Source organism: Sphingomonas albertensis (assembly GCF_014358075.1).
Classification (GTDB): Bacteria; Pseudomonadota; Alphaproteobacteria; order Sphingomonadales; family Sphingomonadaceae; genus Sphingomonas; species Sphingomonas albertensis.
Map to the genome: position 1 here is coordinate 18,946 of NZ_JACONT010000015.1, position 22,172 is coordinate 41,117.

Consider the following 22,172-nt stretch of genomic DNA (forward strand, 5'->3'; position numbering starts at 1 on the left):
CGTCCTCAGCGGGTCAGCTTCTTGTACGCCAGACGCGTGGGCCGATCGGCGGCGTCGCCCATGCGGCGGCGCTTGTCCTCCTCGTACGACGCGTAGTTGCCCTCGAACCACTCGACGTGGCTGTCGCCCTCGAACGCGAGAATGTGCGTCGCGAGGCGATCGAGGAAGAAGCGGTCATGGCTGATGACGACGGCGCAGCCGGCGAAGGTTTCGAGCGCCTCCTCGAGTGCGCGGAGAGTCTCGACGTCGAGATCGTTGGTCGGCTCGTCGAGCAGGAGGACGTTGCCACCCTCCTTGAGCATCTTGGCCATGTGCACGCGGTTGCGCTCGCCGCCCGACAACTGGCCGACCTTCTTCTGCTGGTCCGGTCCGCGGAAGTTGAACGCGCCGACATAGGCGCGCGTCCCCATCTCCTGCTTGCCGAAGCGGAAGATCTCGAGCTCGTCGGAGATTTCCTGCCAGACGTTCTTGTTCGGATCGAGATCGTCGCGGCTCTGGTCGACGTAACCCAGCTTGACGGTCGAGCCGACTTCGATCGTGCCCTCGTCCGGCGTTTCCTGGCCGGTGATGAGCTTGAACAAGGTCGACTTGCCCGCGCCGTTCGGGCCGATCACGCCGACGATGCCGCCCGGGGGCAGCGTGAAGTCGAGACCATCGAACAACAGCTTGTCGCCATACGACTTGGTCAGGCCCTTCGCCTCGATCACCTTGCCGCCGAGACGCGCGGGCAGCTGGATCAGGATCGCGGCCTTGCCGGCGACGCGGTTCTCCTGCTTCTCCATCAGCTCGTCGAACGCGCGGATACGTGCCTTCGACTTGGTCTGGCGCGCCTTGGGCGTCTGGCGCATCCACGCCAGCTCGTCCGCAATGGCCTTCTGCTTGCCGGCCTCTTCGCGCTCTTCCTGGCTGAGGCGCTGAGCCTTCTTCTCCAAATAGCCCGAATAGTTGCTCTCGTAGGTGTAATAGCGGCCGCGATCGAGCTCGAGCACCCAGTTGACGACATTGTCGAGGAAGTAGCGGTCATGCGTCACGAGGATGACGTTGCCGGTATATTCCTTGAGGTAGTTCTCCAGCCACGACACGCTTTCGGCGTCGAGATGGTTGGTAGGCTCATCGAGCAGCAGGATCTGCGGCTTCTCCAGCAGCAGCTTGCACAGCGCGACGCGGCGCTTCTCGCCGCCCGACAGGTTGGTGACGTCGGCATCGCCCGGCGGGCAGCGCAGCGCTTCCATCGCCTGCTCTAGCTGGCTGTCAAGCGCCCAGCCGTCGACCGCGTCGATCTTGGCCTGGAGCTCGCCCATCTCCTCCATCAGCGCGTCGAAGTCGGTGTCGTCCTGCGGATCGCCCATCTCGGCCGAGATCGCGTTGAACCGGTCGACGAGGTCCGCGACCGGACGGACGCCGTCCTTGACGTTGCCCATGACGTCCTTGGTCGGGTCGAGCTGAGGCTCCTGCGCGAGATAGCCGACGTTGACGCCTTCTGCGGCCCAGGCTTCGCCGGTGAAATCGGGATCCATGCCGGCCATGATCTTCATCAGCGTCGACTTGCCCGAGCCGTTCGGGCCGATGATCGCGATCTTCGCCGACGGGATGAACTGCAGGTGTATGTTGTTGAGAACGGGCTTGTTGGCACCGGGGAAGGTCTTCGACAGACCCTTCATGACGTAGGTATACTGGACGGCCATGTGGGTGCCGAGCTCCGTTCTGAATAAAGGCGGGATTTGACGTGCGCAGATAGCGATGCGGCGGGCCGTTGGCAAACGGGGAGCGCCGACATACGCTGCCCCCATGATGAAACGCACCCTGCTCGCGGCGCTGGCCGCTTCCGCCCTCACCTCTCCTCTGTTGGCGCAGCGTACCGCCGCCCCGGCGACCGCGGTCGATGCGAAGATCGCGGCGCTGCGCGACAAGGCGCTGACCGACGACATCGCCTACAAGATCGTCGAGGGGATCACGACCGAGGTCGGCCCACGGATGACCGGCACCGAGGCGGCACCGCGAGCGCGCGCCTGGTCGATCGCCAAGCTGAAGGCGCTCGGGTTCAAGAACGTCAGGATCGAGCCATACCAGCTGCCCGTCTGGTCGCGCGGTACGGAGAGCGGGGAACTGGTCGCACCCTATGCGCAGAAGCTGCATCTGGTCGGCCTCGGCAATTCGGGCGCGACCCCGCCGGGCGGGCTGACCCTGCCGATCGTGTATTTCGCGACATACAACGACCTGGCGCTCGCCGCCGACGGCAGCCTGAAGGGCAAAATCGCCTTCGTGTCGAACGCGATGCAGCCGACCCAGGACGGGTCGAGCTATGGATCGCAGGGTACCGCGCGCTTCGTCGGACCGAACGTTGCCGCCAAGAAGGGCGCGGCGGCGATCGTGATCCGGTCGATCGGCACCGATCACGGTCGCGGGCCGCACGCGGGCAACACCAATTTCGAGGCGGGTGTGACGCCGATCCCCGCGGCGGCGCTGTCGGTCGCGGACGCCGAACATGTCGAGCGGCTGGTGAAGCTCGGCAAGCCAGTGACGCTGAGGCTGGTGCTAGAAGACAAGCAGGCCGGGATGCAGGAATCGGGTAACGTCGTCGCCGAGGTTCCCGGCACCGACCCCAAGGCGGGCATCGTGCTGGTCGGTGGCCATCTCGACAGCTGGGATCTCGGCACCGGCGCGATCGACGACGGCGCGGGCATCGCGATCACCGCGGCTGCCGCCAAGCTCGTCATGGACAGCGGCCAGCGCCCACGCCGGACGATCCGCGTCGTCTGGTTCGGTGACGAGGAGAGCGGCGGATTCGGCGGAACCGCCTACGCCAAGGCGCATGCCGGCGAGCGCCACGCGACCGCCGCCGAATCGGATTTCGGTGCCGATCGCGTCTGGCGGTTCGAAAGCAGCCTGCCCGCCGCTGCCAAGCCTATCGAGGACCGCCTGGCGGTCGCGCTCGCCCCGCTCGGGATCATCCGCGGTGCCGATACGCCACACGGCGGCACCGACGTCGGCCCGGTTATTGCGACGGGCGTCGCTGGAATCGACCTCAACCAGTCGGGTCTGCGCTACTTCGACTACCACCACACGCCCGAGGACACGCTGGATCTAATCGACCCCGAACAGCTTCGCCAGAACGTCGCGGCGTGGACCGCGATGATCGCGACGGTCGCCAATGCGCCGGAGGAAATCGGCCCGATCGTGCCCCATAAGTGACGAGTTGCAGCAACCAAAACGTCATCGTTCTGCCGCAAACCTTGCGGACAGATGAATTTAGCGGATTGACCGCCCGCCGGGGTCCGCTATTTGACGTGACTTCGCGACGGCAATCGGGTCGGCCGCGAGTGAAACTATGCTTGGGAGCATTCGAATGAAGAAGATCGTTCTGATCGCTGCTGCCGCCGGCCTGATGTCCGTCGCAGCCTGCAGCAAGTCGCCAGAAGCCGCCGCAGTTGAGAACAACGCGGACATGCTGGCTGACAACATGGAAATGCAGGCTGACAACATGGACGCCATGGCGGACAACACCTCGAACGCAGTCGCTACCGACGTGCTCGAGAACGCTGCCGACAACATGAACGCAGCTGCCGACAACGTCCGTGACGCTGCCGACGAGAAGACCGACAACATGAACTAAAATCTGTCGGGCGTTTCTACGCTCGATAGGATTTAGTGTCGGAAAGGGCGTTCCTTCGGGAGCGCCCTTTTTCTTTGCCCTTTTGCTTTGCGCCCTTTTGCCGGATGATCGCTTGCGCTAACGCAGGCGCCGGTGGGGCCTGTAGCTCAACGGTTAGAGCTGGCCGCTCATAACGGCTAGGTTGCGGGTTCGATTCCTGCCGGGCCCACCAACCACCCACCTTATCATGCGACGATCCCGCCAGCCTTGAGCGCGGTGATCGTGTCCGCGGCGTAGCCAAGCCCGTCGAGCAGCGCATCGGTATCGGTACGCCCGCCGGCCATGTGTGGCGCGGCGGTCGGCGTGGCGGAATAGCGCGGTGCGGGCATCGGCTGGACGACGCCCCCCACCTCCGTGAACGTGCCGCGGGCGACATTGTACGGATGCGCGGGCGCCTCGGCCAGCGATAGCACCGGTGCGAAACACGCGTCGGTATGCTCGATAATCGCGCACCATTCGTCGCGAGTCCGGCTGGCGAATACCGCCGTCAGCCTGTCTTTCAGCGCTGGCCAGCATCGCGGATCCATCTGCCGGTCGAACTCCGCATCCGCCGCCAGCCCCGCCTTCTCGCGCAACACAGCGTAGAATTGCGGCTCGATCGCGCCGATCGACACGTATTTCCCATCGGCACAGGCATAGGTGTCGTAGAAATGCGCGCCGCTATCGAGCAGGTTCACGCCGCGCTCGTCGCGCCACAAGCCCTGCCCGTGAAAGCTCCAGATCATGCTCATCAACAGCGCGGCGCCATCGGTCATCGCGCAGTCTATCACTTGCCCCTGCCCGGTCGTCCGCGCGTGGAGCAGCGCGCTGACCATCCCGAATGCGAGCATCATCGCGCCGCCGCCGAAATCGCCGACCATGTTGATCGGCGGCGTCGGCTTCTCGCCTGCGCGCCCGAACGCGTGCAGCGCGCCGGCCAGCGCGATATAATTGATGTCGTGGCCCGCGGCCTGCGCGTACGGCCCGTCCTGCCCCCAACCGGTCATCCGGCCATAAACGAGGCGCGGGGTCGTCTCGATCAGCACTTCCGGCCCGAGCCCCAGTCGTTCGGTCACGCCCGGCCTGAACCCCTCGACGAAGCCATCCGCCGACGCGACCAGATCGCGGACGACACCGATTCCCTCGGCGGACTTGAGATCGATCGCGATCGTCTTGCGGGATCGGAGCAGGATGTCCTTGGCGGGATCGCCGCCCGGCCCGCCCTTTTTCGCGCCCGGGCGTTCGATCCGGATGACCTCGGCCCCGTGATCGGCGAGCATCATGCACGCGAACGGCGCGGGGCCAATCCCGGCAAGCTCGATGATCCGGATGCCGGCGAGCGGCCCGGTCAACGCCGCGACCCTGTACCGCGCCGACGAAATCCTGCGGCCATGACACCCCTCCGATGGCTTCTTATCGGTGCAGCGTCACAGCATTCGCAGACCCGGTCAAGCGACCGGCCCTCACCCGATCGGCAGGTCGAACAGCAGTTCGCGAACGTAGCGGACCGGGGGCGAACCATGCGCGAGCAGCGTGTCGTTATAGCGCTTGAGATCGAACGCCGCGCCCTGCCGCTTCTTCGCCTCGTCCCGCAGCGCCATGTGCTCCGAATAACCGGTGAAATAGCTCAGCAGCTGCGTCGAGCCGAGCGACGCGCGGACCCATTTGCCGGCCGCCTCGCGCTCCTGCTGGAACGCGGTATGAGTCATCAGCTGCATCGCCTGCTCGCGCGTCATGCCCTCGGTATGGATGCCGATATCGAGCAGCGAGTTCGAGATCGACCGCAACCGCATTTTTAGCACGGTCAGCTTGAACAGCGGATCGCCGTTCAGATAGCCCTCGTCCGCCATCATCCCCTCGGCATACACCGCCCAGCCCTCGACGAACGGCCCCGAGCCGAGCACCGCGCGCAGCGTCGACTGCGTGGCGTTGGCGTGCGCGAGCTGAAGGAAATGCCCCGGCATCGCCTCGTGCACCGCCAGATCGTGGATCATATAGTCGTTATATTCACTGAGGAACGACGTCGCCTGCCTCTCGGTCCAGTCGTCCGGGACCGGCGACACGGCGAAGAACGTGCCGAGGTTCTTCTCCAGCGGCCCCGGTGAGTCACAATAGGCGACAGCGACACCCTGCTGGAATTTGGGCATCGTGATGATCTTCACCGGGCCATCGGGCATCCCGACCAGCCCCTTGTCGCGGACGAACGCGGTCGCCTGCGCCAGCGCCTTGGTCGAGGCGTCGATCATGCCGTCGCGCGTGGGCCGCTTTGCATAGGTCAGTTCGAGCGCGGCCTGGATCGCCGCCTGTTGCTGCGCGTCGGAGGGCTTGTCGGGGAGCAGCAGCGCGCCCGGCTTGGCGCCGAATATCTGGCGGGCGATCGCGTACATCTGCGCGCGCGTGTCGACGATCGCGGTCTGCGCGCGGCGCTTGATCTCGGTCCGGGTAAGGTCGGATTGCAGCGCGAAGCCGAGCTTCTTGTCGTAGAGCGCCGCGCCGAGGCGGAAGTCGCCCTTCGCGCCGGGAACGAGCGTCTTGTCGAGCCAGACCTGGTGCTCGGCGACCGCCGCCTTCAGTTTGACGAGCGCGGCGTCGAACCGCTTGGCGTCCGCTGCGGACAATTCGCTCTTGTGCGGGGCGAGCATGCTTTCGGCGATGTCGACGATGCCGCTGTTCTGCTTCGCTACCGTTGTCGCGTAGATCGACGGCACGCGCGCGACCACGATGTTCTGGCGTGTCTGCGCCAGCAACGCAGGGAGAGCCTCCATCCGTGCGGTCGCCGCGTTCAGCCGCTGTGGCCACGGCGCGAAATCGCGCGCGGCGAGCGAATAGAGCGAGCTGCCGGCGATGTCGTTATAGATCTGCGGATCCCACGCCCAGCCGCCGAGCGTCTCGGTATCCCAGATGTCGTAACGCAGCGCATTGTCGAGCAACGCCGCGTCGACCTGCTCCTCACGCGACAGGGCTTTCCGATCGATCCGCTGGAGATCGGCGAGCATCGCCTTCGAGAACGCCTCGCGCTTGGCACGTCCCGCGGCCGACATATCGGTGAGCTGCGTGTCGAACCGGTGATCGCCAAGGCCGGTCGCCGACGACGGGTTCAGCCGCGCGAGGCCATCGACATAGCGCTTCGACAGCGATGCGAACGTGGCGTTCTCCGCAGCGTGCACGGCTGCGGTCGGGATCAAGGAAACGGGCAGCGCCAGGATCGCGGCGCCGAGCAGCAGACGGAAGTTACGCATGGTCTAGTTCCTGACGGTCAGCGCTGTGGAGCGGTGCTGAGTTGAGTGTTGAGATAGACGGTGACGAGCGCCGCCCGCTTGGCGTCCTCGATCTTGTCGGCGCCGGCCGCGTGACCGCCTTCGGGGTTCTCATAGTAGAAGAACGGGTCGCCATATTCCTCGAGCCGCGCGGCGAATTTCCGCGCGTGGCCGGGGTGGACGCGGTCGTCCTCGGTGGAGGTGTAGATGAACGGCACCGGGTATTTCACGCCGCGCTTCAGGTTCTGATAGGGCGAATATTGCGAGATGAACGCCCAGTCCGCCGGCTTGTCGGGATCGCCATATTCGCCGATCCAGGACGCGCCTGCCGACAGATGCGAATAGCGCTGCATGTCGAGCAGCGGAGATCCCATCACGATCGCGCCGTACAGGTCCGGCCGCTGCTCCATCGCGACGCCGACCAGCAGGCCGCCGTTCGACCGCCCCGACACCGCGATCTTCCGTTTCGCACTGACACCGGTACGGACCAGATCGTCGCCGACGGCGTGCAGATCGTCATACGCCTTTTGCCGGTTCTCGCGCAGCGGCATCTGGTGCCAGCGCGGCCCGTATTCACCGCCGCCACGAATGTTGGCGAGCACGAACGCATTGCCCTCCTCGACCCAGAACAGCCCGGCCGGGCCGGATCGATAGGGCTGGTCGACGAGATAGGTCGGCGTCTGCGCGTTGCGGAACCCGCCGTACGCGTGGACCAGCGCGGGCACCGGCCCCGTCGTGCCCTTCTTGCGCACGAGGAAATACGGGATCTTGGTCCCGTCCTTCGACGTCGCGAACCGCTGTTCGACCTGCATTTTGGAAGCATCGAACCGCGCCGGCAGCGTATCGACCGCGACCGGCTTCGTGGCCGGGCGGATCGCGTAGAGCGCGGGCGGGCTCAGGAAGCTCTCGACCGTCGCGAAGGCGAGATCCTCCTTCCCCGCGGTCGCATCGAGGTGGATCGTCGAAGCGGTCGGCAAAGCCGCAACCGTATGAGTCCAGTTCCCGTCCGCGCCGCGCTTCAGCGACACGAGCCGCCCCGACACGTCGTCGAGCATCTTCACCCACAGCACCAACTTGCTCGAATCGACCTGTTCCACCGCCTGCGTCGCGGTCGGCACCAGCACCCGCTCGATCGTCGGCGCGCGGCCAGCCAAGACGTCGGCGATGCTGTAGGCGACCACCGCCCCCGCCGGCACGCCGCGCCAATCCGACGCTAGCGTCGCAATCAGCCGGCCGTCGAGCACGGTGTTGATCACCGCGTCGTCGGGCAGCGGCGATGGCACGAGCCGACCATCCTGCGCGACATGGCTCCGCTTCGAATGGAAGAAATCGGTGTCGCGGACGACCAGCGGATAGCGCTGCTCGCCATCCGGAAATACGCTGACGTTGATCCCGACGTCATCCTGCGTCGCGCTGGCGATCTCGGTCGCGGCGGTCAGTGGCGTACCGCGGCGCCACAGTTTGGCGACGCGCGGATAGCCCGACTTGGTCAGGCTGTCGCGGCCGAAATCGGTCGCGACGTACAGTGCGTCCGGCCCAGCCCAGTTCAACCGCGTCTTGAAGATCGGCACGACGAAGCCATCCGCGACGAACTTGCCCGACGGAATATCGAACTCCCGCTCCTCGACCGCGTCGCCGCCGCCGTTCGACAGCGCCACCATGCAACGATCATAGGACGGCGAGCGACAGGTCGCGCCCTTCCACACCCAGCTCTTGCCCTCCGCCTTGCCGAGCGCATCGACGTCGATCAACGTCCGCCACACCGGCTTGCCGCTGCTGAACGATGCCAGCGACGCGACCCGCCACAGGCCCCGCACGTTCGTCTTGTCCTGCCACAGGTTCAGCACCTGAGCGCCGATGACCTGGTCGGGGTTGGCGATCTGGCGGTCGGCCTGCAACAGGTCCAGCGCGCGCTGGCGATACCCCGCGTAACCAGGCTTCGCTTCAAGCGCGGCGAGCGAGCGCGTATTCCACCGCTTCACCGTATCGAGCGCACGCGCGCCGTGAATGTCTTCCAGATACGCGTTGGGGTCAGTGGAAGGAGCCTGCGTCGGTGTTTGCGCTGGGATCGGAGCGGGCGTCTGCGCGAGCGCGGTCGTGGAAAGGGCCAGCAGGGCCAAGAACGGCAGGCGTTGGTGCATCATCACTCTTTCTTCGTTCGATGATGCGACCTTAGGCAGCGCGGTCCGCTCTGCTAACCCCTTCTCTCGAGCCAATCGGCGATCAGGCGGCTTCCAGCGCCAGCAGCGCGAACGTCGCCAGCCAATGCTCGCCCATGTAATCGTCCGCGAGGTGCGGCAGCGCTTCGGCAAGGTGCGCGTCGGCAATCGCATGTGCCGCCGCCGGCACCGGCAAGGCCTCCGCGATCGTCCGCCAGCACCACGCCCGCGACAGGTTCAGCCCGTCGAGATGCGCGAGCCGCCCGTCGGAACGATCGCTCACCACCGCAGGCGCGCGCAGCCACGCCGTCGCCGCACCGAACGGATCGGGCAGGAACGCCGCCAGCCAGGCAGGGAAGCCGGTGCCGAGAACGTCCTTCATCAACGCCGCCTCGCACAACGTCGCCGACAGGAAATCCTCGCCACTCGGCTCGAACGGACGGCAGTCGCGATCGTCGCCATACCAGACCCGCGCCCGTGCCTCGATCAGCGTGGCCAGCGACGCGTCATGCGCCCTCGCCCACCGCAGCGCGTGGACCAGCGCAAACGCGGTGCAGTCATGCTTGCCGCTACGCACCGGGTAGATGAGCTTCGGCAGATACGCCGCGAACCGGGCTGCGAACGCGCGCGCCAACGGCTCGACCGCCGCCGTCCAGGGTCGATCGGGCCGCAATGCCAGTTCGTCATGCAGCGCGAGCAGCCAGCCCCAGCCATAAGGCCGCTCGAATCCGCCTGTGCCCGGTCGATCGAGATAGGCCACCTCACCTGCGATGAGCCCGGGTACGAGCATCCGGTCCGCCAATGCCTCGACCGCGGCGGCTTCAGCCATATCGGGGAACAGTCGCGCGAGCCGCATGACCTGCCACCAGCCATGCACGCAACTGTGCCAGTCGAAGCTGCCGTGGAACACCGGATGCAGCGTCTTTGGCAGCGCCAGGTCGCCGGGCCCGTCGAGCACCTGATCGAGCTTGTACGGCCATTCGCGGGTCAGATGCCCCAGCGTCAGCGCGGCGAAGCGGGCCGCGGTTGTGCGGTCGAGCGTATTGATCATTCCGTCATCCTGTAGCTTTGCAATCGGCGTTCAGCTGCTGTGATCGGCGATGATCTGCCATGCCGCCCCGCGCCGTTCGAAGACCAGCGTCGTCATCCCGCTTTCCACGGTCGACGGCCCGGTCAGCGTCCAGCGTGCGAACAGCATCGCGTGACGCGGATCGATCCCGCGCATCTCGAGGAATGCGAACGTCAGCGCGCCACGGGCATTGCCGACACCGCGAAAGCTCGGCCGGTATTTGGCGGCGATCGCCTCCTTGCCGCGCAACAGCCCCTTCGGCGTCACGAACACCGCATCGTCGGCATAGACCGCCATGAACCGTGCGAGATCGCCCGCATTCCAGGCGGTCGCGCTCGCCTCCATCGCCTGACGGATCGCGGTTTCGGCCGGAACCTGCGCGGGTGCGGGGGCGGCTGAAGCGGCGGCAGGAACAGCGACCGCCATCATCGCGATCGGCACCAACAGAGCCCGCATCATTCTTTCCCCACCAGATCGAGCAGCGCCGTCTCATTGACCGGCTCCGAAAACAGGAAGCCCTGGTACAGGCCACAGCCGCCCGCCGCGAGCAGTTCCAACTGCGACGGCGTTTCCACGCCCTCGGCGATGACCGCGAGGCCTAGCGATCGCGCCATCGTGATCGCACCGGCCACGACCACCCGGTCGCGCGCCGACCCGTCGATGTCGCGCACCAGCGACTTGTCGATCTTGACGTAATCGAGCGGCAGCGACTTGAGATAGGCGAGGCTCGAATAGCCCGTCCCGAAATCGTCGATCGCTACCCGGCACCCTGCCCCACGCAACTCTGCCAGCAAGGCCGACGCCGCCGCCAGATCCTCGATCAGGCCGGTTTCCGTGATCTCGACGGTCAGGCGCCCGCGCGGAAACCCGCTCTCGTCGACCCGCGCCAGGAACAGTGCCGCGAACCCGGGCCGGGTGATATCCGCCGCGGTCAGGTTGAGCGACACGCGCAGCGCCCCCAGCGCCTCCGGCCATGCCACTGCGCGCGCCAGGACGAGCCGCTGGATATGGTCCGACAGTGCGATGCCCAAATCCGCGCGGTCGGCAGCGTCGAACAACGTATCGGCCCCCAGCGGCCCCAACGTCCGGTGGTTCCAGCGTGCCAGCGCCTCGACCCCCGCGATCCGGCCGCCCGCAATCTCGACCTGGGGCTGCCAGCGAAGGTCGATCTCGTCGCGCTCGATCGCGTGATGCAGGTCGATCGCCAGCGCATCGATCGGCGCAACTCCGTCGGGCAAAGCGACGTGCAGGACCGAACCGTCGCTCGCTTTCGCCTCCGCCAGCGCCTCGCTCGCCCTGCGCAGCAAGGCGGCCGCATCGTCGCCCGGCTGGCGCTGCGCCACTCCGAACCGGCAGCCGAGCACCGCGCGCGTATCGGCCACGCGGAACGGTCGCGCCAAGGCGGCATCCAGCGCTGTGATCGCCGCCGTCACGGCCGCGCCGGAGGCCTCCAATACGAGCGCGAATTCCGAACCGCCGAGCCGGGCCACCATCGAATCGACGCCGATCGCCGCGTGCGCGATCGTCTCGGTCCGCCGCACCGCCGTCTCGATCAGCGCGTCGACCGCGGGCCGTCCGTGCGCCGCGTTGACGATGTCGAGCCGCGACAACGATACGAGCACCACCGCGACCGGGCAATCGCCGGCGATCCGCCCGATGATCCAGCGGCGGACGTCACCTGTTTCCCGGTCGTAAAGCGACGCACCGGGTATCCGGCGCCGGTCGATCGCGTTGCCAGCGGTGCGGACCGCATGACGCCCGGCGAAGCGCAGTGCCTGGACCAGTTCGCCGCCGCTTGCCGGGCTGACGAGGAACTGCGTCGCGCCCGCATCGAAGAACTCGCCGATCGCCTCGACGTCGCTGCGCGACACCAGCACGAGCAGCGCAGCGCCGTTGGTCGCGCACAGTCCACCCAGCGCCAGCGTCGCCGCGAGCCCTTCGTCGAGCGCACCACGCGCGTCGATCAGCGCCACCGCCGCCCCGCTGGCGAGGAAGCGACTTTCGATCGCAACGGCATCGCTCGACACCGCCGCATGCCAGTCCGCACCAGCGCCCGCCCCGGCCAAAATCTCCGCGATTTCACCGCGTTGACGGAACGATACCGCAAACAGTGTCGTTGCTGTCTGCATGTCTTCCATATCCGTCGCACCCACTCCCATCGGTGCGAGCTTAGCTGGCGCATCGCCCCCCGCCAATCCATTTGCCCGTCCGTTACCGGCCGATCCGGCATTGTTATCGGGACTGCCACGTCTTAGCTCTGATGCGATGACGTCAGCGCCAGCCCTAATGCAGAAGCCATTGCAGGACACGCACGGCCGCACGATCAAGTATCTGCGGATTTCGGTGACGGATCGCTGCGACCTGCGCTGCCGCTATTGCATGGCCGAGCAGATGACGTTCCTGCCGCGCGCCAAGCTGTTGAGCCTCGAAGAGATCGCGATCATCGCCGAGCGCTTCATCGCGCGCGGCGTCACCAAGATCCGTTTGTCGGGTGGCGAACCTCTCGTGCGTCGCGACGTTGCGGAACTCGTCCAGCGCCTCGGTCACAACATCGGATCGGGGCTCGAAGAGCTGACGATGACCACCAACGGCACGCGCCTCGCGCAGCATGCCGAAGCGATGGTCGATGCGGGCATCCGTCGCGTCAACGTCAGCATGGACAGCCGCGACCCGGAGCGCTTCCGCTACATCACCCGCCACGGCGATGTCGCGCAGGTCATCGGCGGCATCTACGCCGCACGCGATGCCGGTCTCGCGATCAAGATCAACATGGTCGCGCTGAAGGGCTTCAACGAGGACGAGATCGCGCCGATGCTCGCCTGGTGTCGCGACGAAGGCTTCGACCTGTCGCTGATCGAGACGATGCCGCTCGGCGCGATCGACGAGGATCGTACCGATCGCTTCCTGCCGCTGACCAAGGTGTTCGACGAACTCGGCCGGCAGTTCACGCTCGCACGTGATGCGCACAAGACCGGCGGCCCGGCGCGCTACTGGAACGTCGACGGCACGCGCACCCGGCTCGGGCTGATCTCGCCGCTGACCGCGAACTTCTGCGACGGCTGCAACCGCGTCCGCCTGACCACCGAAGGCAAGCTCTACATGTGCCTCGGCCATGACGATCAGGTTGATCTGAAGGCGGCATTGCGCGAAGGCGGTACCGCCGGGCTCGACGCAGCGATCGACGCCGGCCTGTTCGCCAAGCCGAAGGCGCACGACTTCCGCATCGGCCAGGGCGAAGGTCCTGCGGTCGCGCGCCACATGAGCGTCACGGGCGGATGAGCCGGTACGAGCGGCGGGCGCTGGTTGCGTCCAACACCCCGCCCGCTCGTGCGGCAGAGGCCCAGCTCGCCGACATGGGCGAGTGGGTGTCGGTCGAGGAGGCCGACGTCATCATCGCGCTCGGGGGCGACGGGTTCATGCTCCAGACGCTCCACGCCATGCTGGAACGCCGCAAGCCGCCCGTTCCGGTGTTCGGGATGAACCTCGGCACGGTTGGCTTCCTGATGAACGAATGGCGCCATCACGGCCTGGGCGACCGCCTGGAGCGCGCGAAACCGTTCAAGGTCGTCCCGCTCAGCATGACCGCGCTCGGCGTCGATGGGCGCACCCACACGCTGCCCGCGATCAACGAGGTGTCGTTCCTGCGCGAGACCCGCCAGACCGCCAACCTCGAAGTAACGGTGAACGACCGCATCGTCCTGCCCGAGCTCGCCTGCGACGGTATCCTCGTGGCGACGCCGGCCGGCTCGACCGCTTACAATTTGTCGGCACAGGGCCCGATCCTCCCGCTCGGCTCCGGCATGATCGCGCTGACCCCGATCAGCCCGTTCCGCCCGCGGCGCTGGCGCGGCGCGATCCTGCCGGACAAGGCGCGCATCGGTATACGCGTGCTCGATCCCGGCAAGCGACCCGTCTCCGCCGTCGCAGACCAGCGCGAGATCCGCGATGTGGCCCAGGTCGACATCTGCATGGACCGCGCACGCGAACTGACGCTGCTGTTCGATCCCGAGCACGCGCTGGACGACCGCATCACCATGGAGCAGTTCGTCTCCTGACCCCGGTTTATCGCGGACTTTGCATTTTTGCGGCGAAACCTGCTTGCATCGTCCGACTGGCCGTTTATAGAGCCGCCTCCGGCAACGTTCCCTGATAGCTCAGCGGTAGAGCTCTCGACTGTTAATCGAGTGGCCGTAGGTTCGAATCCTACTCAGGGAGCCATTTTTGATCCGCGCATGTCGCGATCGATCGGCGTGAATTTCACCGCCGCCCCTTCGGAAATACAATCCTCCCGAGCAAGACAACCGCCGATCGCGGGCGCGAATTCTGGCGCCTTGGTGAGGCGATCGCCCCGGTCGGGCGTTGGGTAGCCATGATAGTCAAGATATTGCGCGCGCGGCTCATTCTGGCCGCGATGCCGTTCGTTACCCTGGCCCCTGCAGGGTTCGCCTTCGCTCAGGACGCTGTCAGCCGACCCGCGGATACCCCTGCGGAACGATCGACCGCCATTACCAAGCAGGCGGTTACCGATCCTGCCAGTCGTGCCCTCTATGCGAAGGCCGGATGGCGCGCGGTCTGGTCGGCGGGCAATATCGAAGCATTCGACCGCGTGCTCGCCGATCGCGCGCGCCACGGCCTGGACCGGATCGCGTTCCTCGCCGATCCAGCGGAAAGCGACGACGTCACTCGCACGAAAGCCGCGCTCGATTATGCTGGAGCGCTCGCGCAGGGTCGGGTGGATCCGGCATCGCTGCATGAGGTCTACACGCTGCCCCGGCCCAAGGTGGACCTCGCCGCGGGTCTGGCGCGTGCGCTGGCCAAGGGCGATCTCGTCGCGTGGTTCGACGGACTGGCCCCGCAGGACGCCGAGTATAAGGCGCTGTCCGACGCGTATCTCGCGTTCAGCGCCAAGGCGACCGTCGCAGCGCCGGTGCAGGCAATCCCGTCAGGTGTGATCCGCGTCGGCAATCGCGATGCGCGTGTGCCGACGATCGTCGAGCAACTGATGGAGAGCGGGTATCTGCCCGCCGTAACGGACCCATTAGCGGTCGCCGCAGATCCGCTGGCCGCCGATCCGCTGGCCCCTGCCCCGCCCGCTCTAGTGCCGCTCGCCGCGACGCAGCCGCCGATGCTCTACACGCAGGCGATGGCCGACGCGTTGAAAGGGCTCCAGACCGATTACGGCATCGCCGCGGACGGGGTGGTCGGACCCGAGACGTTGAAGGTGCTCAACCTCGGCGCCGGCGACCGGGCACGCGCGCTGGCAGTAGGACTCGAGCGGCGGCGCTGGCTGACGCGGACGCCACCGGCGACGCGGATCGACGTCAACACCGCCGCCGCGCAACTGCGCTATTACCGCGACGGCGCGGTGGTCGACCAGCGCAAGGTGATCGTCGGCGAGCCCGGCCGCGAGACGCCGGCGCTGTCGTCGCCGATCTATCGCCTCGTCGCCAACCCCACATGGACGGTGCCGAAGTCGATTCAGAACGGCGAGATGGCCAATGTCGGCGAAGACTATCTCGCCGAGCACAACATGGTGATGCGCGATGGCTGGATCGTCCAGCAGCCGGGGCCGAGCAACGCGCTGGGGCTGGTCAAGTTCGACATGGCGAACGACCAGGCGATCTATCTCCACGACACCTCCGCGCCGGGGCTGTTCGATCGCAGCCAGCGTCATCTGAGCCATGGCTGCGTGCGCGTCGAGGATGCGCTGGGGTTCGCGCAGATGCTCGCCGAGGACGAGGGCGTCACCGAGGCGTGGCAGACCGCGCAGGCCTCGGGCGAGATGACCTTCGTGCCGTTGCCGCGCCGTATCCCGGTCCGGTTGCTGTATCACAACGTCTATGTCGACGATGGCGGGCGGGTCGCGTTCCGCACCGATCCGTATGGCTGGAACGACCCGATCGCGGAACAGCTCGGGTTCGCCAAGGCGGCGGCGAAGCGGGCCGAGGCGCAGGCGATCGATATCGGGCCCTGAAACGGACGTTTCTCGGCGAAGGGTATAGCGAGAAACGGCTGCTAAGCTTCTCGGGTGTCCGCTGCTCAGCCCGTCACTTCCTCGCGGCGGGCGAGGACGGGGCGGGCATGGCGAAGGTCTTGGAGAGTCCGTGATAGAGCTTTTCGCGGCAGACCCATTGGCTGGCGGCGTCGGCGATGAAGGCGGTTGCGAACATCGGCAGCATGAGGCCGCGACTGGCGGTGGTTTCGGACAGGATGATCACCGCGGTCAACGGCGCGCGGACGACGCCGGCGAAATAGGCGACCATGCCGAGAATGACGATCGCGCTTGCGGGTTCGCCGGGGAAGACCTCGCGCAGCAGGTTGCCGACGCCGGCGCCGACCGCGAGCGAGGGCGCGAAGATGCCGCCGGGCAGCCCCGCGATCGCCGTCGCCGCGGTCGCGACGAACTTGGCGGGCCCGAACCAGAGCGGTGCATCCACCCCGACGATCATCGCGCGCGCGGCGGAATAGCCGGTGCCCCAGGTGAGCCCGGTGAACACGCCGAGCAGCGCGACGACAGCGCCGCATGCCCCGGCGAACTTCACCGGGTTCGCACGCGTCCAGCCCGTCACGCGGTTGCGTCCGAGCGCCATCGCCAGCAGCGTACGCGAGAACAGGCCGCCCGCCATGCCCCCGACGATCCCGGCGACCGGCGCGACCAATAAGGCGGACAGCAGCGGCATGTGCGCGCCGATCGCGCCGAAATAGATGTAATCGCCCTGCACCGACTGTGCGACCATCCCGGCAATGACGATCGCCGCGAGCACCAGCAACGTCACGCGCTGTTCATAGGCCGACGCCAGTTCCTCGATCGCGAACAGCAAGCCGGCGAGCGGCGTGTTGAACGCGGCGGCAACGCCCGCCGCGCCACCTGCGATCAGTACGCCGCCCCGCAACGGCACGCGGACGAGGCGGTGCGTGGCGCCCATCACCGCCGCAGCGAGCTGGACGGTCGGCCCTTCGCGGCCGACGGATGCGCCGCCCAGCACCGCGCCGATCGTGAGCACCGCCTTTGCGACGACGGTCCGCGGCGAGATCAGCGTGCGGGTCGCCTCGTTGGGGTCGGCCTGCGCGGCGATCACCTGGGGGATGCCCGACCCGCGCGAGAACGGCGCATAGCGGCGGGTCAGCCAGACCAGTCCCATGAAGGTCAGCGGCGTCGTCAACAGCGGCAACCAGTGCCAGCGCGTCGCATAGCCGGCGAAAACCGACGCCGCCCAATCCGCCGCCTCGGCAAAGACGGTCGCGACCACGCCGATGAGGATCGCCCCTACCAGGATCGCCGCGCGCGTCCTGAACTGGACCGAGCGAGGGCCACGCGCCCGCAGCAGCGCGCGATACCGCGACGGGGTCCAGCGTCGCGCCGGCATCAATCGATCGAAAAGCCCAGACATGCGACGTTGACCTAGATTATGCGCCCTCGTCCGTCACCCCGGCATGGCGAGCCGCAACGTATCCTGGAGCGTTTCATGCGCGCGACCGTTCCGTTTGCGGCGCACAGGCTTCGACCGGGGAAAAGGCATGAAGAAATGGTCGTGGATCCTGCGCCGGATCGTCCGGAAGATCTGGTTTCGTGCCGCGGTCATCAGCCTGTTGAGCGTCGTGCTGGCGATCCTGTCGGGCGCGATCGTGCCCTATCTCCCTTATTCGTTCGGCGCCGATCTAGGCCAGGACGCGGTCGGCACGATCCTGCAGATCATGGCGTCGAGCATGCTGGCGGTGACGACCTTTTCACTGACGGCGATGGTCAGCGCCTATTCGTCGGCGACGCAGTTGGCGACGCCGCGCGCGACGCAGTTGCTGATCAACGACCCGACCTCGCAGAGCGCGTTGTCGACCTTCCTCGGCGCGTTCGTATTCTCGATCGTCGGGATCATCGGCCTCCAGACTCACGCCTATGGCAGCGAAGGCCGGATCATCCTGTTCGGCGCGACCGTCCTGATCGTCGTCTGGGTGGTCGTCACGCTGTTGCGCTGGATCGCGCACATTACCGCGTTCGGCCGGATGTCCGACGTCATCGACCGGGTCGAGAATGCCGCCGCCGACGCGATGACGGACTTTGCCGCGACCCCGTATCTCGGCGGACGTCCCGCGATCGCGGTGCCGGCCGGGGCACAGTCGATCCGCGGCGAGACGACCGGCTATGTCACGCATGTCGACGTCGCCGCGCTGGGGGCGATCGCGACGCAGCGGGGGATCGTCATCCACGTCGTCGTACTGCCGGGCGCAATGGTCCACCCGCACCGCGACCTGATGCGGATCGAAGGCACGGTGGACGACGCGCTGCGGACGCTCATGCTGCGCGCCTTCACGATCGAACGGCATCGCTCGTTCGACCAGGACCCGCGGCTCGGGTTGATCGCGCTGTCGGAGATTGCGAGCCGGGCCTTGTCGCCCGCGACCAACGATCCCGGTACCGCGATCGAGGTACTCAACGCGTTGCTGCGGGTGTTGCTCAACCTGCCGGTCGACCAGCCCGACGCGGTGCAGATCGACGACCTGCCGCCGGTCTATCTGACGCGCCCGACCGTCGAGGAGATGCTGACCGATGCCTTCCGCCCGATCCTGCGCGAGGGGAGTCAGGAGGCCGAAGTCACGATCCGGCTGACCATCACGCTCGCAGCGCTTCACGCGGCGCTGCCCGCGGCCCGGCGCGACATCCGCGCGCTGGCCGATCACTGCCTGGAGCGCGCGCGTCGCATGATGGACGACGCGGACGATCTCGCCGCGTTCGAGGCTGCGCATCGCGGGCATTGGGGCGATCGCGCAGACTGACCCGTAGTCCTGGCCCGTAGATCCTGCCCCGTAGATCCTGACCGATAGTTCGGCGATCAGAATCCGGCGGCAGCCAGCTGTGATCTGAGGCTCAGCCGATCATGCTCGGAGATCGGCGGCAGCTCTCGCGCGCGCTTGCCCTTGCGGAGTCGGGCACGGTCGTCGGCGGTCGGCTCGACGCGGCGAACCCTGACTGCGGCCTGACCCCCTGCGCGAACCCCCAGTTGCTCGGCCGCGCCGCGCGACAGGTCGATGATCCGCGCGCCGCCGGCGAACGGGCCCCGATCGTTGATCCGCACGATGATCCGCCGGCCGGTATCGAGCGCGGTGACCTCGACATAGGTCGGCAGCGGCAGCGTGGTATGCGCCGCGGTCGTCCAGTCGGGGCGGAACCGCTCGCCGCTCGCGGTACGGTTACCCGATTCCGATCCGTACCAGCTGGCATATCCGAGCACGTCGTAGGTGGGATCGACGGCGGGCACATAGGTGGCGCCCCTGACCCGGTAGGGACCGCCGAGCTTGACCGGGGCATCGCTGACCGGGCGATAGGATCCGCCTGCACAACCGGTCAAAGCGAGCAGGCCGAGGCACGCGGTGCCGGTCGCGGTTCGTAGAAGGTTCGACATGGATATCCTTGTCCGTCGGGCCGATGCAGGAATGGGCTCCGGCAAAAGCGTCATCGCCGCTGATAGAAGATGTGCGAACGCACGGTCGCCACCTTGACCAGCGACGACCGCCAATAGGGGACCAGCCAGTCGGTGTGATAGTGCGTCGCCCGGCCGACCGGCGCATAGACATAACCGCCGAGCGCGCGGCGTGCGGCACGGCGAGCCTGCTCCCACCCATTGCGTTCAGGCCGGCGCGTCTGCGATCCGTCGCAGGTGAACGAGAATTGGCACCCGGTGGTCCGGTTCGATCCCTGATAGACCACCCCGCAGACCGTCTTGGGAAACCCCGGCGCGCGGACCCGGTTGAGCACGACCTGGATCACGGCGCGCTGTCCGTCGCGGTCGCTGCCGGCCTCGTACAGCGCGACCGTCGCGAGGCATTCGGTCGCCTGTTCGCGCGCCGCCGGGCCGCCGCGGAAGCGGAAGCGCTTGGCGGGCGAGCGCTCTTTCACCACGATCGGGACCAGCGCATTGGAGGCGCGAGCCTGCGCCATGGTGAGCCGGCGCGGACGCCGCAAATCGGTGCTTGCGGTCGGCCAGGGCAGGTCGGTGAGCGAACCGCAGATCACCGCGAACACGACCGCGGCGCCGAGCAGCAGCAGCCAGTGTTCGGAGGACGGCCGGCGCGGTGATGACCGCGAGCGAGAGCCCTGGGAGCGAGCGCCGTGGGAGCGAGAGCGCACGGCAGGAGATCGAGCGCGTCGCTGGGGCATCGCCGCATCCATAACCGCGATCCCCCGTCAGGGAAATGGTGTGGGGTGCAGGGTGCGGGGTGAGTAGCGCGGGGCGCGACGCTCCGACCGAGCGCCGCGCCCGCTACAGACCGTAGGCGATCGCCGCGGTGCCGCCGAAGATGCGGTCGCGCGCTTCGGGACAGGCGCGCGTGACGAAGTCGTCGATCAGGTCGTGGACCGCCTGATACTCGGCCGCAAGGCGACAGACCGGCCAGTCGGAGCCGAAGATCAGCCGATCGGGTCCGAAACAGGCGAGCAGATGATCCAGATAGGGCGCAATCCGATCCGCGGTCCAGGTCGCGTGGTCAGCCTCGGTCACCAGCCCCGACAGCTTACACAGCAGCGCCGGCGCACGGGCCATGTCGGCGATCGCATCGGCCCAGGGTTGCCAGTCGCCGGTCGCGATAGCGGGCTTGGCGCCGTGATCGAGGATCAGCTGCCCGTCGCGGATCTGGTCGACGCCGACCAGATCGACGAACCGGCGGACAAGTCCGGCCTCCCGCGGCTTGACGAGGATGTCGTAGCTGAACCCGCGCGCCAGCGCCGCGCGGACGCCGCGCACGAATGCCGGCGTCAGCAGGAAATCGTCCGCCGGTTCGTCCTGCACCATGTGCCGGAACCCGACCAGCGCAGGACGCAGCCGCACTGCATCGAGCCGGTCCGCGACATCGTCCGCGGAGAGATCGGTCCAGCCGACCACGCCCAGGATACGCGGCGTATCCGCGGCGAGCTGGAGCAACGCGTCGGTCTCCGCCTCGGTCTGCTCGGCCTGCACCGCGATGCAGCCGTCGAAGCCAGTCCTATCGAGCAACGGCATCAGATCGGCCGGCGCATGATCGCGCGCCAGCACGCTGCCGGGCTCGATCCACGGATGCGCTGCCGGCGAATAGCGCCAGAAATGCTGGTGCGCGTCGATCCGCATCACCGGCGGCCGATCGGGAGGAAAGATTGCGTCATACCCGCGTCGTGTATTGCGACCGTGCGCCCGCCGCAATCGGGGGTCGCAATCGCGCGACGTCTCAGGCCGCGGTCACCGCCGGCATGAAGATATAACCGTTGCCGCGCACCGTCCGGATGATCTCGACGGTGTCATAGGCATGCAGCTTGCGACGCAGGCGGCTGATGTTGACGTCGATCGTCCGCCCGCGCGCCATGCTGTCGGTACGGCCCGACTGCGCGATCATGTCGTCGCGCGAATGCACGGTCTGCGGCTGCGACACGAACACGTTGAGCAACTGGAACTCGCCATCGGTCAGGCGGACCATCGTGCCGTCGGGCGCGTAGAGCGTGCGCATCCGGCAATCGAGCGTCCAGCCGGCGAACGCGAAGGTCATCGCGCGCGCCGGCGACACCGCGCCGTCGCCCTGTTGCTCCGCATTCGATGCGCCATCCCTGTGCGCGAGCCCGGCACCGCGTCGCCGCAGGACCGAGCGGATTCGAGCGAGGATCTCGCGTGGGCTGGCGGGCTTGGTGACATAATCGTCCGCGCCCAGTTCGAGCGCGACGACCCGGTCGACTTCGCTCACCAGTGCCGAGAACATGATGACCGCCGGTGCCTGACCGTTACGGGTCAGCGTCCGCAGCACCGACAGGCCATCCTCGCCAGGCATCATCATGTCGAGCACGATCAGGTCGCAGGGCGATCGGCCGAGCCGGGTGCGCAATGCCGCACCGCTATCGACTGCTTCGGCGCGCAGGCCGTGATCGACGAGGAATTCGGTCAGCAACTCGCGCAGGCCGGGATCGTCGTCGACGATGACGATCCGCGCGCTGCCGGCATCGGTGCCGTCGACGGCTGCGTGGTCGTCGAGTTGTGAAGCTGGCGAGACGGAAACGGGGAGCCCGTAATGGTTTGCGATCATGTACGCGGTCATGGATCGCG

Annotated in this window: 18 protein-coding genes and 2 tRNA genes; 8 read left to right on the plus strand and 12 right to left on the minus strand. The window is 67.2% G+C overall.

The annotated features are described in order from the left end of the window. Positions 1-5 precede the first annotated feature (5 nt). A complete protein-coding gene (gene ettA / locus H8S47_RS08480) occupies positions 6-1,685 on the minus strand; it encodes an energy-dependent translational throttle protein EttA (protein ID WP_093399227.1) in 1,680 nt (559 codons plus the stop codon). A 103-nt stretch (positions 1,686-1,788) separates the two neighbouring features. On the opposite strand from ettA, the gene H8S47_RS08485 reads away from it, so the two are divergent. From H8S47_RS08485 to H8S47_RS08495, 3 genes are all read left to right on the plus strand, one after another. Further along, on the plus strand, positions 1,789-3,192 hold the full coding sequence (locus tag H8S47_RS08485) for a M20/M25/M40 family metallo-hydrolase (RefSeq protein ID WP_187503459.1): 1,404 nt from the start codon (positions 1,789-1,791) through the stop codon (positions 3,190-3,192). Positions 3,193-3,346: 154 nt separating this feature from the next. Then, positions 3,347-3,613, plus strand: a complete 267-nt coding sequence (locus H8S47_RS08490) for a hypothetical protein (RefSeq protein ID WP_031393308.1) — start codon at positions 3,347-3,349, stop codon at positions 3,611-3,613. A gap of 135 nt (positions 3,614-3,748) precedes the next feature. Beyond that, positions 3,749-3,824: transfer RNA gene (locus H8S47_RS08495), tRNA-Ile, on the plus strand. Between the two features lie 13 nt (positions 3,825-3,837). Here H8S47_RS08495 and H8S47_RS08500 read toward each other — a convergent pair. From H8S47_RS08500 to H8S47_RS08525, 6 genes are all read right to left on the minus strand, one after another. Beyond that, positions 3,838-4,983 carry a CaiB/BaiF CoA transferase family protein gene (locus H8S47_RS08500; RefSeq protein ID WP_187503460.1) on the minus strand — a complete coding sequence of 382 codons (1,146 nt, stop codon included), beginning with the start codon at positions 4,981-4,983 and terminating at the stop codon, positions 3,838-3,840. A gap of 111 nt (positions 4,984-5,094) precedes the next feature. Beyond that, on the minus strand, positions 5,095-6,870 hold the full coding sequence (locus H8S47_RS08505) for a DUF885 domain-containing protein (RefSeq protein WP_187503461.1): 1,776 nt from the start codon (positions 6,868-6,870) through the stop codon (positions 5,095-5,097). A 17-nt stretch (positions 6,871-6,887) separates the two neighbouring features. Then, positions 6,888-9,032, minus strand: coding sequence for a prolyl oligopeptidase family serine peptidase (locus H8S47_RS08510; protein WP_235982703.1), 2,145 nt, complete (start codon positions 9,030-9,032; stop codon positions 6,888-6,890). Between the two features lie 79 nt (positions 9,033-9,111). Then, positions 9,112-10,095 carry a DUF2891 domain-containing protein gene (locus H8S47_RS08515; RefSeq protein WP_398457808.1) on the minus strand — a complete coding sequence of 328 codons (984 nt, stop codon included), beginning with the start codon at positions 10,093-10,095 and terminating at the stop codon, positions 9,112-9,114. A 33-nt stretch (positions 10,096-10,128) separates the two neighbouring features. Beyond that, positions 10,129-10,572 carry a YybH family protein gene (locus H8S47_RS08520; RefSeq protein ID WP_235982704.1) on the minus strand — a complete coding sequence of 148 codons (444 nt, stop codon included), beginning with the start codon at positions 10,570-10,572 and terminating at the stop codon, positions 10,129-10,131. Beyond that, the gene (locus H8S47_RS08525) at positions 10,572-12,245 is read right to left on the minus strand and encodes a putative bifunctional diguanylate cyclase/phosphodiesterase (RefSeq protein WP_328805468.1); all 1,674 of its coding nucleotides are present in this window, start codon (positions 12,243-12,245) and stop codon (positions 10,572-10,574) included. The genes H8S47_RS08520 and H8S47_RS08525 overlap by 1 nt, the downstream gene beginning before the upstream one ends. Positions 12,246-12,381: 136 nt before the next feature. On the opposite strand from H8S47_RS08525, the gene moaA reads away from it, so the two are divergent. The 4 genes from moaA (at position 12,382) to H8S47_RS08545 (ending at position 16,090) form a co-directional block, all read left to right on the plus strand. Then, the gene (gene moaA / locus H8S47_RS08530; RefSeq protein WP_187503464.1) at positions 12,382-13,395 is read left to right on the plus strand and encodes a GTP 3',8-cyclase MoaA; all 1,014 of its coding nucleotides are present in this window, start codon (positions 12,382-12,384) and stop codon (positions 13,393-13,395) included. Then, a complete protein-coding gene (locus H8S47_RS08535) occupies positions 13,392-14,171 on the plus strand; it encodes an NAD kinase (RefSeq protein ID WP_187503465.1) in 780 nt (259 codons plus the stop codon). Before moaA ends, H8S47_RS08535 begins: the two co-directional genes overlap by 4 nt. 88 nt (positions 14,172-14,259) lie before the next feature. After that, a tRNA-Asn gene (locus H8S47_RS08540) sits at positions 14,260-14,334 on the plus strand. Positions 14,335-14,485: 151 nt separating this feature from the next. Further along, positions 14,486-16,090, plus strand: coding sequence for a L,D-transpeptidase family protein (locus H8S47_RS08545; RefSeq protein WP_235982705.1), 1,605 nt, complete (start codon positions 14,486-14,488; stop codon positions 16,088-16,090). Positions 16,091-16,163: 73 nt separating this feature from the next. Here H8S47_RS08545 and H8S47_RS08550 read toward each other — a convergent pair whose 3' ends face one another. Continuing rightward, positions 16,164-17,507 (minus strand): chloride channel protein, encoded by a 1,344-nt coding sequence (locus H8S47_RS08550; protein ID WP_187503466.1) that lies wholly within the window; start codon positions 17,505-17,507, stop codon positions 16,164-16,166. 127 nt (positions 17,508-17,634) lie between these two features. On the opposite strand from H8S47_RS08550, the gene H8S47_RS08555 reads away from it, so the two are divergent. Next, positions 17,635-18,888, plus strand: coding sequence for a DUF2254 domain-containing protein (locus tag H8S47_RS08555; protein ID WP_187503467.1), 1,254 nt, complete (start codon positions 17,635-17,637; stop codon positions 18,886-18,888). A 56-nt stretch (positions 18,889-18,944) separates the two neighbouring features. Here H8S47_RS08555 and H8S47_RS08560 read toward each other — a convergent pair whose 3' ends face one another. From H8S47_RS08560 to H8S47_RS08575, 4 genes are all read right to left on the minus strand, one after another. After that, complete coding sequence (locus tag H8S47_RS08560; RefSeq protein WP_187503468.1) at positions 18,945-19,514, minus strand: septal ring lytic transglycosylase RlpA family protein; 570 nt, start codon at positions 19,512-19,514, stop codon at positions 18,945-18,947. A gap of 50 nt (positions 19,515-19,564) precedes the next feature. Continuing rightward, positions 19,565-20,134: a cell wall hydrolase gene (locus H8S47_RS08565; protein WP_328805469.1), complete on the minus strand. Its 570-nt coding sequence runs from the start codon at positions 20,132-20,134 to the stop codon at positions 19,565-19,567. A 238-nt stretch (positions 20,135-20,372) separates the two neighbouring features. After that, a complete protein-coding gene (locus H8S47_RS08570) occupies positions 20,373-21,212 on the minus strand; it encodes an amidohydrolase family protein (protein WP_187503469.1) in 840 nt (279 codons plus the stop codon). A 97-nt stretch (positions 21,213-21,309) separates the two neighbouring features. After that, on the minus strand, positions 21,310-22,164 hold the full coding sequence (locus tag H8S47_RS08575) for a response regulator (RefSeq protein WP_235982706.1): 855 nt from the start codon (positions 22,162-22,164) through the stop codon (positions 21,310-21,312). Positions 22,165-22,172 lie beyond the last annotated feature (8 nt).